Genomic DNA, 13,252 nt, shown 5'->3' with positions numbered 1-13,252 from the left:
TTGTAATGTTGATTAAAAAGACTCTAAGTACTTTTCTTGCGGCAACTTTACTTTTTGTATCTTTAACAGCTCCTGCTTCCCACGCGAAAACTTCTGATAATACTGTAGTGAACGTAGAATCTTATACGATTGAAACTTTGTCAGACACCCAAAATGAAGAGGGTTTTTATGAACCAACAGGTTATAAAAATGTAAATGCAATAACTGAAATCACAGATAATGGTCTAGAAATTGAAACTAAATTAAGTGTAATTGAAGACTATTATGATACTAACGCTACTTATAAAGAATCTAGTGTTGTATACGAAGAATTCAAAAACAATTGGAACACTGGAGAAGCTACTGAGTTAAAACAAACTGAAACATTTTTAACTCCACTGGTGGAAACTAAAGCTGTGCAGTTTAAACTTAATACTGATCCTCAAGAAAAAACCCAATTCATTCAGGAGAGTTTAACTGCTAAGGAAGAGGTAAATGTTCGAAAAAAAGTGGAGAGTTTAACGTCGAATTTATCTTCTAACGCTACACCTACCAGCTCTCAAGGTATCACTAAAGCACAAATAACAGAACTGAAATCATATATTTCAGAAGTTGAAGAAGCCATGGCCCTCGCTTCAACAACTGAACGGGCTGGTGCATACGATAACTATTACAACCATACACTAGATACTGGTGCATTTGTTGTACAATCATTAAGCCCCGGTGCACCAAATAAATATTTGAAGTACACGGGCACAACCAAAAATAATTCTACACAGGCAAGTTCACTGGTACTCTACAAAGGTTATATCAACAATTATGAGAAGTATGTAATACAATATATGGACACAGCACTTTGGCCAGAAACAGTAGGTTGGATTTCTGCATTAGCAGGTCTTGTTATAATGGTAGTCGGATTTGCCTCTGGCCCTGCTGGCTGGGTTGCAATTGTTTCAAACTATGTAGGTGCTCTAACAACTTTTGCGGGATTAACTTCTTCAGCATATGCAACAAAATCAAGAATGGATTTAAGTAGAACAGCAGCTCAATATCAAAACAACGCAATGGAAATGAACGTTAGAGGAGGGAAGTATTGGCCTAACTCCAGTTTTTCAATTGTAAATGGATACTAAGAAGTAATATATAATGTCGGGAGGGATAGAATCTTGAAAAATTACAAACTCCGTCTCGCTTGGATTATTCCTCTTATATTTTTAGTAATTCTTGATATTTCTATAATAATTTACACTGTTTTACATTGGGGTGAGTTAGGTATGGTAAGTAACATGGCTTTTTTACTATTATCACTCCTAATGTTAGCGGTCATCTTATTTGGTTTCTACAGAATAAGAAAATGGATTAGGTCTGGGTTAATATAGTATATACCAGGCAGTTAATTCAAACTCTAAAAACCAGAACGGAATGTCTAGTCAATACCTAAGTTGGTGCAATGCTTCTCATCGTGAAGTTTTTTTCTTCATCGAGTAGCTTTATCGGCCAGGCTGAACCCGGAATGTTATTTTCACTCCAGGTTCAGCCTTTTTATTGAATCTTAAGGCCCGCCATGGGCTACGACAATCATATACCTCGCATTGGAGAATCTTGAGCAAGTGCACAATGTGTCTAGCATAACCATACTCTAATATGGGATATTATGTTTCCCCTCTTAACTTCATTGCTTGATGCAAATGTTGCTCCTAAATGAAGCACAAAGCTTGGCCTCTATTACTTATCTTTAGCCTCAGAAAAGACTACAGACATATTAGTGACAGCCTCATAACTTTCAATATCCTCTACAATCAAAAAAAGATCAATATGGGTATGATTCATTTATGTTCCAGTATAGCCTGTCGGCTCTTCTCCAAATATTCCACCGACTGGTTGTAGTCGCGGCTGGCAATCGCCAGATACAAAATGTCGATCACGTTCAGCTGTGCAATGCGTGACGAAGTTGCTCCGCTTCGGATATCACTTTCGGTGGAAGTAATCATCAGGGGCACATCCGCCATACTACTGAGTGTATTGCTGCCCCACTTGGTAATGCTGATTGTCGCTGCACCGCCATCATGAGCATGCTTGAGACAGGAGATTACGTTCGACGTCTCCCCTGAATACGAGATACATACCACCGCATCATCCTCACGAAGCGTCGTTGCGGACGAAATCTGCATATGCGGATCGGCGAACGAAAAGCTTGTGCGATTGATTCGCATGAACTTGTAATGTGCATCCAGCGCAATCAGGTTGGAGGCCCCTACTCCATAGAAAAAGATCCGTTTCGCCTGATGAAGCACGTCCACGGCTTTTTCCACCAGACGTGGGTCCAGAATATGAACCGTATCCTTCACCGACTGAATATTGTTTGCGGACACATGCTGAATAATGCTCTCCATGGAGTCCTGGGGACGAATCTCCGTATATTGATATGGCTCACTCGTCTGCAAATCTCCGGCAATCTTCAGCTTCAGCTCCTGAAAACCCGTTACACCTAGTGATTTGCAGAGACGGATAATGGCAGCTGGGCTACCTCCACTCCGTTCAGACAACTGGGCCACCGAGGATTGAACAGTTTCTTGCGGGTGATCGAGAATATAAGCTCCGATCTTCCGTTCGGACGGGGTCAAGTCATCCATTAATGCGCGTAAACGTACAAGTCCACCTTTCATGCCTTCCATTCGCTCCTCCTTTCCGTACTGCATTCATGTACAAGCATTTTATCTTATAATTCCACTCGCGTCTAATCGAATTCCTCGCCCTTCCATAACTGAACTCATATTAAATTCAGGTCTCACTAAAGTGTGAGATTGCCCGAGATTACGGCGTGTTTTGCGCCGGTTACGGCCGGAAGTGTATTGGTTCTTCCCATAAGTGCCTCATGGCCAAGTAAAGCAAATCCAATGGCTTCCCGAGCATCATCGGGTATACCATGATCTGCCGTTCGCTCCAAACGGATATCCTTCGGTAGTCTCTGACGGATCATCTCCATTAACGTGGCATTGGAAGTGCCACCACCGCACGCGAGCATGGCCGATATTTGCACCTTGGGCAGGATAAAATCCTTCACAGCACGCACGATGGTCTCCGCGGTCAGGCAGGTGGCAGTAGCCAGCGTATCTTCAAGAGATAAGGAACGCTTTGCGGCCATCTCCATCAGTCTCACTGCATACGCGGCTCCATATACTTCTCGCCCAGTACTTTTCGGTGGAAGTCTTTTGAAATACTCATCCTCCAAACACAGGTCTACCAGACCCTGATCGACCTTCCCCTGTGCGGCAATACTTCCATTCGGATCATAATGCTTCCGTCCATCCGTCGCCTGCCGCACAATGGCGTCCATCACCATATTCCCTGGTCCCGTATCAAATGCCGAAATACCTTCGGTAGATGACTCGGAGGGAAGCACCGTCACATTGCCAATGCCACCGATATTCTGCACCAGCCGTCCTTCCGTCGGGCTACGAAACATCAGAGCATCCGCATAAGGCGTAAGCGGGGCACCTTCCCCACCAGCGGCCATATCCCTTGCCCGAAGGTTGCCAATCACTGGCAGTCCTGTCCGTTCTCGAACGACAGCACATTCACCGATCTGCAATGTCGATACCACATCAATACTTGCTCCCGTTGGCCCTGGAAATGCAGATGCTACAGGAGCATGCCATACCGTCTGTCCATGCATGCTAATCATATCCACCTGCTGCGTTGAGATACCGGCAGACTGCATCAGTTCCGTAACGCTATGCGCATACCACTCCGATACACCAAAATGTGCGGCTGTCAGCTCGTCGACACGCGACGTCCCCGGTGAACATAACCGGATCAGTACGTCTCTCAATCCATTCGAATACGGCACACAGACAAAATCAACCAGCTCGATCTGCTGTAATGCCCCGCTCATATCGGTTTGAATACGCACCAGTGCCGCATCTGTTCCATCAAGTGACGTTCCTGACATTAGTCCGATGACCAGATGCTCCTGCTTCAAACGATACTTCTCCCACATCGGATAGCTGCCTGTATCCATCCACTTCCAACCTCCTGCAAGACCCGATGAACACGTCATCCTGCCATAATTTCACCCAGTATATGATATTAAATTTCACAAGTCAAACATTATATGAAATTTAATTACATCATTGAAAATAAAAAGAGAGAGATTCATCCCATTTGCGATCACACCTCATGTTTTCTTCCATCAATTGATAATTAGATATCAGAAGAGAAACATTTTTACATTTTTACCGTTTATATTATGTAGGGATATTTTGGAATTAAGAAAATGATCTAATATTAGTCGAGGTGCATAATGAAGAAAACCATTTTACTACTGTTTTTGAGTCTATTCTTACTCGTTTTGCTCCCTAATCAGGGAAATGCCGCTGCAAGCACGTCGAAAATCTTTATGGATGGAGAGGAATTAGTCCTCCCAAGTGATGTACAGGTAACGATTATCAATAAAAACGTGATGATCCCGATTCGTGTCGTTGCCGAAAATTTGAAATTCAAAGTCGATTGGAACCAACAAGCACGCACTGTAAAAATTAAGCAAGATCAACAGACGATTTCCCTAACCGTGGACCAAAAGCAAGCCCTGGTTGCTGACAAACAAGTCACTTTGAACACAGCACCGCAGATTTTGAATAAAACGCTGGTGGTTCCCATTCGATTTGTCAGTGAACAGATGGGGCTTAAGGTAAGATGGAACAATCAAGACAAGATCGTATACTTAACAAACACCAGTAAGGAACCTGCTATTGAACCAGGAAATAGTCCTGGAAAAGGGGATTCAAGCTCTACCGCTCAGGTTACCGATATCCAATTTGCCAATAATCAGCTCGTGTTATCCACCGATGGGGCCGTTCAGCCGATAGTAACGACCCTCAAGTACCCTGATCGTCTGGTTGTGGACTTGCCCGGAGCCACCTTTGGTGATATCTCCCAGCCGCTGGATCAAGGACTCAATGGCAAGTTGGATGTGAGCGGTTATCCCAATGTGACAGAAGTGAGATATTCACTGTTCAAACGAGAACCGGAGCAAGTTCGAATTGTTGTAGAATTGAATAATGTGAAGAATGTCCAGTACAGCCAGAACGTCATTGCCGACAAACTGATTATTGATCTGAATGTTGCGGGTGACAATGTCACACCTGCTCCAGTCACTCCAGTAGGCGACTCAGGACGCAAGGTTGTGGTCATCGATCCAGGACACGGTGGCAGTGATCCAGGGACGATCAGCATCACGAACAAACCCGAAAAGGAATACAATCTGGCATTAGCTCACAAAGTACAAGCCCTGTTGCTCAATGAACCCAATATCGAATTGGTGATGACTCGTGAAGGTGATACCTATCCGACCCGCCCTGAGCGTGTTCAACTCGCCAATCAATTAAATGCGGATGTATTTGTATCTATCCACGGCAATAGTGTGAAGTCCGCCCCCCAAGCCACAGGTACGGAGACATACTATTATCAACGCAGTAATAGCAAGGAATTAGCCACTATCATTCATCAACGTTTGGTGAAAGCCATGGGTCTCAGAGATCGTGGTGTGAAAAATGGCAACTTGGAAGTAATCCGAGACACGACCATGCCTGCAGTGCTTTTGGAAGTGGGATTCTTGAGTAATGTGCTCGATGAAGAACTGATGTCGTCCGAAGTTGTTCAGATGAAAGCCGCTCAAGCGATAGCCGATGGAATCAAGGAGTATTTGGGCCTATAAATCATCAAATAAATCAGATAAAGGAAGTGATTCTTTGAATAAGAAGCTAGGTTGTGCACTTATATTATCATGCTTGATCCTTATCGGAGTTGGATGTGCCCAGAAGCCAGTGAGCCAATCCGGTTCGAATGAACCTGCTGTTCAGGGAGGACAGACGCAGTCACCAAACCCATCCGAAACGGAAGTGGACCTGGGCACAATGAATACACAAGTCGTCGACATTTACTTGGCAGACTCACAGGTGCTGGAGCTTGAGAAAACAGAGCAGGAAATTGAATACAAGGATGATTCCGAAAAATATGAAAAAACATTTGCAGCGTTGCAGACGAATACCGATTCGGAGCTTGTTTCCCTCTGGGAGCAGGTGGAATTGCTCTCTGTCCAATATGCTGAGGGTACGGTGACTTTGGATGTTCATATCCCCGCTGAAGCCAATCTCGGTACCAGTGGAGAATTGCTCGCATTGGAAGCTTTAACTACAACGATGTTTCAATTTGATGAAGTGAACAGCCTGGATATACTGGTGGATGGTGAAGCCGTTGATAGTTTGATGGGTCATGCCGAACTGGAACACCCTATTCATCGCGAACCCTAAAGATCACACATCAATGGAAAAAGAACGTCCCCAGGGACGTTCCAATCTGTCGCAGCAATTTGATTCATGCACAATTCACAGATATAGCTCGTCACCAGCAGACAGTGAATGTATAACTGTTCCCGGTGACGGGCTATTTCTGAGCAAACCTTCTTTTAATCGGTCCGTCTCTGCCCGGTCAGCATGCACAAGGACCGTATGCTTTGCTGGAATCAGGTGCAGCATCCGTTCAACATCCTTCCAGCCCTGATGCACTTTATAACGTATTTTCCGCACCTCACACACTCCATACTTGTCAGGAACCTGTAGCAGCTTATCACCAAATGTACCATGAGCAACATGCCCGGTGAGCAGAATCAGATTCTCCTCCCTGTCCGATAATTGACTATAATACCAACGAGCAAGTGAGGACTGCATCATGCCGTCCGGAATAAACCATAGCGAAGCAGCATGATGTTCCAACAGTTGTTCCCGCTCTTGAGTGGTCGTAGGCAGATCCCATCCTCGTCCAGTCAGAAAGCCATCAATTTTGTCTTTCAACGAACTTCCGTTGACATGCTCTCCCTTCTCCCTCAACCAATACGGAACATGCATAAGCTGCTTCATGCCGTCCACCAGCCCTTGTTCCACTACGATTGGGATAGCCGGGAATTGTTGCTGTGCCCACAGTATGATCTCCTGTCCACGCCCTACGACAGGCATAGGTAAGAGCACCTTTCCACCTTGAGCAATCGTCTGGCGAATGGCTTGTTCCAGCTGTTCCAGTTTGTCAGCCTGTGCATCTTGGTCCGTACCGTAGGCCGCATCAATGATCGCCAGATCCACCACGACCGAAGATATTGGCGCAGCGTCTGCAACGTCTGCTACGTTTGCTCTGCCTGCTCTGACTGCTCCATCTGCTACATTGGATGTGAAATTTCTCTGCTTCATGGGTATCTCCATGGATACAAGTGTTCTTGACGACGCCTCTGATGCAACAGATGTCTGATCTTGTGACGTTATGAATTCTCCAGCCTTTTGCCCACTGTTTATAGCGATTAGTTCCTCTATACCCCACCGCTCGCTGCTAGGAGCATCGGACACAGGATTCTCACGAAGCATGTTTGTCTTCCAAAATGCCTCCGCTGGACAATCCTCCTGTAAAAGCATCGATTCGGACGTGTAGTCCCCGGAATAGAAAATCCGCTTACCTTCCATTTCAACCCCAAACCACACCGATCCAGCCAGATGTCCACTACGGCCCCACATCACTTTTACTTCAGGAATGGGTTCGAACCAGGTTTGGGATACCACCTCATCCTCCAGATACCGATAACGAATAGCTTGCTCATCTGCTTCATCATAAGGAAGTTCTTCGCCTACACGCTCTACAAACCTACGCCAGTTGGCAAAATACGTACGCAGCTGCGCCCTCGTCTCTCTCGTCGTCCACACTTCACCCTGGTAGCCCATCTTGTACAGCAAAGGGATGGCGACCGAATGATCCTCATGGGCGTGGGACAACAGGACCGCATCCAGTTGGGGGACAATCTCCGGGTCAATCATCGGATACTCGCCCGTGCCTTCTTTTTTCACACCACAATCCAGCAAAAGGTGGAACTGGCTCCCGCTCAGGAGATAGGCGGAACGTCCGTGTTCCCCTGCACCGCCCCATACGCTCAGTTTGATCATGATGCATTCCACTTTCTCTTTGAATTCAGCAGTTCGATTCCCAGCAGCATCAGCACCGTCATGCCTACAGTCACAACGGCCATCGCCATTCCGAGGGATACCTGACCTTGTTCAAACTGGGCAAAAATATACGTAGCCGACGTCTGCATCGACGGCGGAAGAATCAACAACGAACCTACCAGCTCCCGGGTAGCAATCGTAAAGGTCATCATCCAACCCGCCAGCATGCCGGGCAGGATCAGCGGGATCAGGATTCGCCGCAGAATATACAGCGGCTTCCCGCCAAAGACTTGCCCAGCCTGGAACAACGTTCCGTCAATCTGGGTAAAGCTCGATTTTACATACTGCACGGTGTAAGGCAAGAAGAGCACAACGTACGTGAGCACAACCATGCCGTAGGTGTTATACAACGTAACTGGCATCCAAGGTGAGTTCCAGAACAGAATCAGACCCACGACCATCACGATACCCGGCACCGTATTAGGCAACAGACTGAACAAGTCAATCACACGCTGCATGAATGAAGAAGATCTGCCGATCGCCAGCGCAAACCCGGTTCCGATAATAACAGCAACGGTTGAAGCCGCGAGGGATAATCCCAGACTGTTCCCGATGGCCTTCATACTCACTGATCCCCAAGATAACAGCTCCTTGTAATGATCCAAGGTGAGATTATCAAAAGCAATTCCCGATCCCCGTAACTTCATGGTCGAAGCGGCGATGATGGAGAAATACGGGATACCTATCGACAGGATCAACAGGATTGCAAGATATACCCCGCACAACCATCCTGCTCCGCCACGAAGAGAATATCGCTTCGAACGTTGTCCTTTGCCACCGACTAGACGATACGTGAACTTTCGACTCATGGCAGACTGCATATACCACATCACCAGACAGACGGACAGCAGCACCGATGCCAGTGAAGTCGCCTTGCCGAAGTCAATCGGCCAACTGGATATGTACTTATGGATCTCGGAGGTCATGACATAATAGCCAATCTTGCGTCCAAAGGTCGCCGGTGTTCCGAATTCCGCAATCGTTTTGACAAAGACCAGCATGATTCCCATGCCGTAAGACGACAACAACAGGGGTAAAATAATACGTCTGAAACGATACCCCGCACGTGCACCGTGCACAGCTCCCGCTTCTTCCAGATTGCCACCGATGCGGATCAATGCATCCCGAAGCAGCAGATACAGGAATGGGAACAGGTGCAGGCTCATGATGAGCACCATGCCCCAGAAGCTGAAGAACAGCTCACTCCAGCCAGCAGATGAGGGCAGCCATTGCTGCAGGTATCCCCCTTTTTGCATAAACAGAATCCAGCCCATCGATCCGATATACGGCGGGGTCATGAACGGAATCATCAGGATCACATCCACCCAGCGATGCTCACCCATCCGAGTCTTCGCCATCATCCAAGCCAGCGGTAGCGCCAGCAGCGTGGTTACTGCTACAACGCAGATACCAAGCCAGACGGAATTCAGCAATACACCCGATAGATGATGACCTGTAATCGTGCGAATCGGAGCCATCCAGTCCCATTGTCCGTCCGGATACACACTTTGCCAGAAGATCAGCAAGAGCGGTACGCCAATGCTTATAGTCAGCAGAAAGAGGGCCAGAATCACGCCCACTCTCCGAAAAATTCGGTTGTTGTCCATTACAACAGGTTTCACTACGTTCACCTCACATGACTTTCCACAGACAGCAGGTATTCCTTTTGCCTAGTTGTCTCTATCTTATTTCTTCTTTCGGTATGTTGCATATGCAAAAGTACTTACTTAAAAGTCTCGGAAAAACGAGCTGCTGTCTCTTCGCCATGTTCGCTCATCCAGTTCCAATCCACTTTAAGCTGTGGAATATCCTTCACATTGGCACGGTTAGTCGCTTCAATGTCTTCGCGGCCCGGGATCAGATAGGCATCTGCAACAAGCTTCTGTGCTTCATCAGACAACAGGTAGTCAATGAACGCTTTGGCATTCTCTACATTTGGGCTGGATTTCAGAATCGCTGCCGGTCTTGGGCTGATTACCGTGCCTTCCTCAGGATATACGATATCCAGTGGTTCGCCTTTTGCCTTGGAGGAATACGCCATGTAGTCCACACCTGCTGCTACGATGCTTTTGGCCCCCGTAATGACCGGATCAAGTGCTTCCTGATTGGCGCCTGCCATCGCTGCACCATTGGCTTTATAGGCACTCAGCAGATCCCAACCTTTTTCACCATTTGCGCTCAGGTATCCTGTGATGAAGTCGAGTGCTGAACCTGATAATGTAGGGTCGGGAATGTTTACTGCATCTTTCCACGCAGGCGTAGCCAGCTCTGCCCAACTTGTTGGTGGTGTAGATACCAGTTTGGTGTTATACACAATGCCCAGTGCGGAAGCACTGCTGCTGAAATAATTGCCCTCTGCATCCGACCAGTCCTTGTTCAACTTGTCTGCATTGGCTGCTTCAGGGTATGGCATAGTCAGTCCATCGGCTTTCAGAGCCTGTGCTGAAGGTAAAGAGGCCAGGATTACAACGTCTGCAACCGGATTGGATTTCTCAGCTTCCATACGAGCCAGAATTTTGCCTGTCGTTCCCTGGAACATCTCAACTTCGATCCCTGTTTTGTCTGTAAATCCGCTCACAATGTTATCCGCCAGCTTCTGTGGGCCAGCACTGTACAAGACCAACTTGCCGCCAGCCGGTTTCGTTGTTTCCGCCGCCGCTGCTGTGTTTCCTTCACCCGCGGGTTGTGCCGCGTTGCCTGTGGTCGAGTTCCCTGTACTACATCCGAACAAACTGATACTCATTACCGCAGTTAATAACAGCATTGCGCTCTTTTTCCGTGTGTTCATACCCAACATATTCGTCCATCTCCCCTGGTTTCTTATAAAATGTGTACTTCTGCTTCCAACTGCGTGCTCGTTCAACAATTTAATATGCCACTGCGATCGCTTCGTTTTGCTTCATACTCTGGTGGTCATAACCGTCCATTCGGCATATCCGCTCAGGGGTTACATAGAGCTGTACACGCTCCCCTACGCGCACCCTTTGGTTCATATAGGCTGTCCATACGCCCAGCCCTTCCATCTGCACTCGTACTTCATAACGTTCACCTACATAGCTGACACTAAGTACCGTCCCTGGATAACACAGATCATCATGACCTGTTTTGTTCCAGGTGACATGCTCTGGTCGCACCATCGATTGATTAGGCGTGAGCCAGTTGGACTTTCCGATAAACGAAGCGACATACGGATCACTTGGCGCCGAGTAGATCGTTTCCGGGCTTCCTTTTTGCAATATCCGCCCCTTCTGCATCACCACAATCTCATCCGACATCGACATCGCCTCAATCTGATCATGTGTGACGTACAGCGCAGTCAGTCCCATGTCTCGTACCAAGGACATCATCTCAATACGCATCTCTTCCCGGAGTACAGCATCCAGTGCACTCAGTGGCTCATCGAACAGGATCACACCAGGTCTAACCGCTACGGCTCTGGCAAAAGCAACCCGTTGCTGCTGTCCACCAGACAGCTGATGAGGATATCGATCTTCCATGCCTTGCAGGCGGACCATGCCAAGTGCTTCGTTCACCTTTTGTCGCAGATCAGATTTCTGTTTTCCGGCCTTCAGGCCAAATGCTACATTTTCGTATACAGTCATATGCGGCCATAATGCAAAATCCTGAAACACCATGCCCAGATTACGCTTGTGTGTTGGTATATCAATCCGCTTCACCGCAGAGTAGATACACTGACCATCTGCACGAATCTCCCCCGCGTCCGGCTGTTCCAGCCCGGCCAACATGCGGAGCAGTGTTGTTTTGCCACAGCCCGATGGGCCGAGCAGGGTCGTGAACTTTCCATGTTCAAGCGTTAGATCTGTCGGCAGCAGTGCGGGTGTTTGATTAAATGATTTTTGAATTCCTGTCATCTCTAATTTCATAAGCATCCCTGCCTGTCTTCTGTTACTTGATCTCTTGCACTGTTCTCAGTCTAACGTCCGCTTTCGCGAGTTGTATGTCTTGTATGTAAAATTGGAATTAACTTTTTAGATGAATTCTGTTGATGTTCATAGATTAAATCTATAGTAGGTGAACTAATCATTTGCACGATAACGGAGAGGACAGAAAAAACCTGAAAAAGCGGAGCGTTCGCCTTTATCACCGGATTTTCCCTTTGAGAAAGGGAATCAAAAAAATCTGGGGATAACAGCGATTGGAAGGTTGTTCTGTCATCGTAGTGTCTGTGTAAATCTTTAGTTCAATTTATATAGTAGAAGTGAGAGGAGTGTCGGAACATTGAATCTGATCAAATTGCAAATTGTTGAGCTGATCGACAAGCATCATCACATGACAAGCGTGGCCGAGTTACTGGGGATCAAACAACCTACCGTTACATTTCATATGAAGTCATTGGAGGAAGAGATGGGTGTGCGATTATTTGAATCGCGGAGTGGGAAGACTTTTTTAACCGAGGCCGGACAGGCTTTGCTCCACTATTCTGTCAAAATCAATGCTCTGACCCAAGAGGCAAGGCGGATCGTAAAGGAATATGACAGTCTCTATCGGGGCACCCTGCACATTGGAGCAAGCTATGTACCGGCTACATATCTGCTGCCTGCCATATTCAATACCTTTTCGCAGGAATTCCCGGGCATTCGTATCATCTTATCCGTCAAACCATCACCTGTTATTCGCGAGATGTTGATTCGACATCAGATTGATCTGGGGGTGATCTCTTCCGAGCCATTTGTTGGACCCGCACTGCAAGCTGAGACGTTGTGTGAAGACGACCTGGTATTGATCTGTTCTCCGCAGCATGGGTTGGCCCAGAAGGATGCATTAACCCCTGATCATATCGCGCAGATTCCTTTTGCCCTACACGGCAATGAATCCAGTACTCGTCGGTTAACCAATCAATGGCTTGCGCAACATGATATTCGTTTGCGGAGTACCGTGGAGATGGATTCCCTGGAAGCGATCAAACAGCTCGTGTTAATCGGGGGGCATGTCTCATTCATGTCTCGGATGGCGGTACAGTGGGAGGAACAGCACGGGCTCATTCAAGTTCTTCCCATTCCGGGAGAGCAAGCGCCGCGCCATATCTATACGGTACATAACAAGGACCGCCACCCTTCAGTTCAGGTAAACCGCTTCAAAGAAGTGCTACGAGAGGTGAGTCACGGCTCCCCCCTTTCTATGGCTGATTGCCCTGATCCGCTATAAACTATCGTTTGCCATTCATCAAATCTATGCAGGGTTAACGCAATGTGCGCTCCCCGTTAATCGCT

Annotated in this window: 10 protein-coding genes; 4 read left to right on the top strand and 6 right to left on the bottom strand. The window is 47.2% G+C overall.

All coding sequences use genetic code 11. From position 1 onward, the window contains the following. Positions 1-5: 5 nt before the first annotated feature. A complete protein-coding gene (locus tag BS614_RS05260) occupies positions 6-1,112 on the top strand; it encodes a hypothetical protein (RefSeq protein ID WP_074093140.1) in 1,107 nt (368 codons plus the stop codon). Between the two features lie 693 nt (positions 1,113-1,805). Here the strand turns inward: BS614_RS05260 and BS614_RS05250 are convergent. Continuing rightward, entirely contained in the window at positions 1,806-2,645 is an 840-nt protein-coding gene (locus BS614_RS05250) for a MurR/RpiR family transcriptional regulator (RefSeq protein WP_074096696.1), read from the bottom strand. Positions 2,646-2,770: 125 nt separating this feature from the next. Further along, positions 2,771-4,000: an anhydro-N-acetylmuramic acid kinase gene (locus BS614_RS05245; protein WP_074093138.1), complete on the bottom strand. Its 1,230-nt coding sequence runs from the start codon at positions 3,998-4,000 to the stop codon at positions 2,771-2,773. A gap of 282 nt (positions 4,001-4,282) precedes the next feature. Here BS614_RS05245 and BS614_RS05240 point away from each other — a divergent pair, with 282 nt between their 5' ends. Beyond that, the gene (locus BS614_RS05240; RefSeq protein ID WP_074093137.1) at positions 4,283-5,695 is read left to right on the top strand and encodes an N-acetylmuramoyl-L-alanine amidase family protein; all 1,413 of its coding nucleotides are present in this window, start codon (positions 4,283-4,285) and stop codon (positions 5,693-5,695) included. Positions 5,696-5,729: 34 nt separating this feature from the next. After that, on the top strand, positions 5,730-6,290 hold the full coding sequence (locus BS614_RS05235; protein WP_074093136.1) for a GerMN domain-containing protein: 561 nt from the start codon (positions 5,730-5,732) through the stop codon (positions 6,288-6,290). Positions 6,291-6,365: 75 nt separating this feature from the next. Here the strand turns inward: BS614_RS05235 and BS614_RS32070 are convergent, their stop codons facing one another. The 4 genes from BS614_RS32070 to BS614_RS05210 all read right to left on the bottom strand — a co-directional run bounded on the left by BS614_RS32070 (position 6,366) and on the right by BS614_RS05210 (position 11,905). After that, complete coding sequence (locus tag BS614_RS32070; protein ID WP_244898269.1) at positions 6,366-7,961, bottom strand: MBL fold metallo-hydrolase; 1,596 nt, start codon at positions 7,959-7,961, stop codon at positions 6,366-6,368. Continuing rightward, a complete protein-coding gene (locus tag BS614_RS05220; RefSeq protein WP_074096695.1) occupies positions 7,958-9,628 on the bottom strand; it encodes an ABC transporter permease in 1,671 nt (556 codons plus the stop codon). The genes BS614_RS32070 and BS614_RS05220 overlap by 4 nt, the downstream gene beginning before the upstream one ends. Before the next feature lie 116 nt (positions 9,629-9,744). After that, positions 9,745-10,818, bottom strand: coding sequence for an ABC transporter substrate-binding protein (locus BS614_RS05215; protein WP_074093135.1), 1,074 nt, complete (start codon positions 10,816-10,818; stop codon positions 9,745-9,747). 70 nt (positions 10,819-10,888) lie between these two features. Beyond that, positions 10,889-11,905, bottom strand: a complete 1,017-nt coding sequence (locus tag BS614_RS05210) for an ABC transporter ATP-binding protein (protein ID WP_074096694.1) — start codon at positions 11,903-11,905, stop codon at positions 10,889-10,891. A 355-nt stretch (positions 11,906-12,260) separates the two neighbouring features. On the opposite strand from BS614_RS05210, the gene BS614_RS05205 reads away from it, so the two are divergent. Beyond that, positions 12,261-13,187 carry a LysR family transcriptional regulator gene (locus BS614_RS05205; protein WP_074093134.1) on the top strand — a complete coding sequence of 309 codons (927 nt, stop codon included), beginning with the start codon at positions 12,261-12,263 and terminating at the stop codon, positions 13,185-13,187. Positions 13,188-13,252 lie beyond the last annotated feature (65 nt).

The organism is Paenibacillus xylanexedens (assembly GCF_001908275.1).
Lineage (GTDB): Bacteria > Bacillota > Bacilli > Paenibacillales > Paenibacillaceae > Paenibacillus > Paenibacillus xylanexedens_A.
The sequence above is the reverse complement of the archived record's forward strand: the minus strand, read 5'-3'. Positions and strand labels throughout refer to the sequence as shown.

What these genes read in the sequence shown, in the direction of transcription:
- BS614_RS05260 (WP_074093140.1), top strand. Translation starts at nt 6, where the DNA reads ATGTTGATTAAAAAGACTCTAAGTACTTTTCTTGCGGCAACTTTACTT.
- BS614_RS05250 (WP_074096696.1), bottom strand. Translation starts at nt 2,645, where the DNA reads ATGAAAGGTGGACTTGTACGTTTACGCGCATTAATGGATGACTTGACC.
- BS614_RS05245 (WP_074093138.1), bottom strand. Translation starts at nt 4,000, where the DNA reads ATGGATACAGGCAGCTATCCGATGTGGGAGAAGTATCGTTTGAAGCAG.
- BS614_RS05240 (WP_074093137.1), top strand. Translation starts at nt 4,283, where the DNA reads ATGAAGAAAACCATTTTACTACTGTTTTTGAGTCTATTCTTACTCGTT.
- BS614_RS32070 (WP_244898269.1), bottom strand. Translation starts at nt 7,961, where the DNA reads ATGATCAAACTGAGCGTATGGGGCGGTGCAGGGGAACACGGACGTTCC.
- BS614_RS05220 (WP_074096695.1), bottom strand. Translation starts at nt 9,628, where the DNA reads ATGGACAACAACCGAATTTTTCGGAGAGTGGGCGTGATTCTGGCCCTC.
- BS614_RS05215 (WP_074093135.1), bottom strand. Translation starts at nt 10,818, where the DNA reads ATGTTGGGTATGAACACACGGAAAAAGAGCGCAATGCTGTTATTAACT.
- BS614_RS05210 (WP_074096694.1), bottom strand. Translation starts at nt 11,905, where the DNA reads ATGAAATTAGAGATGACAGGAATTCAAAAATCATTTAATCAAACACCC.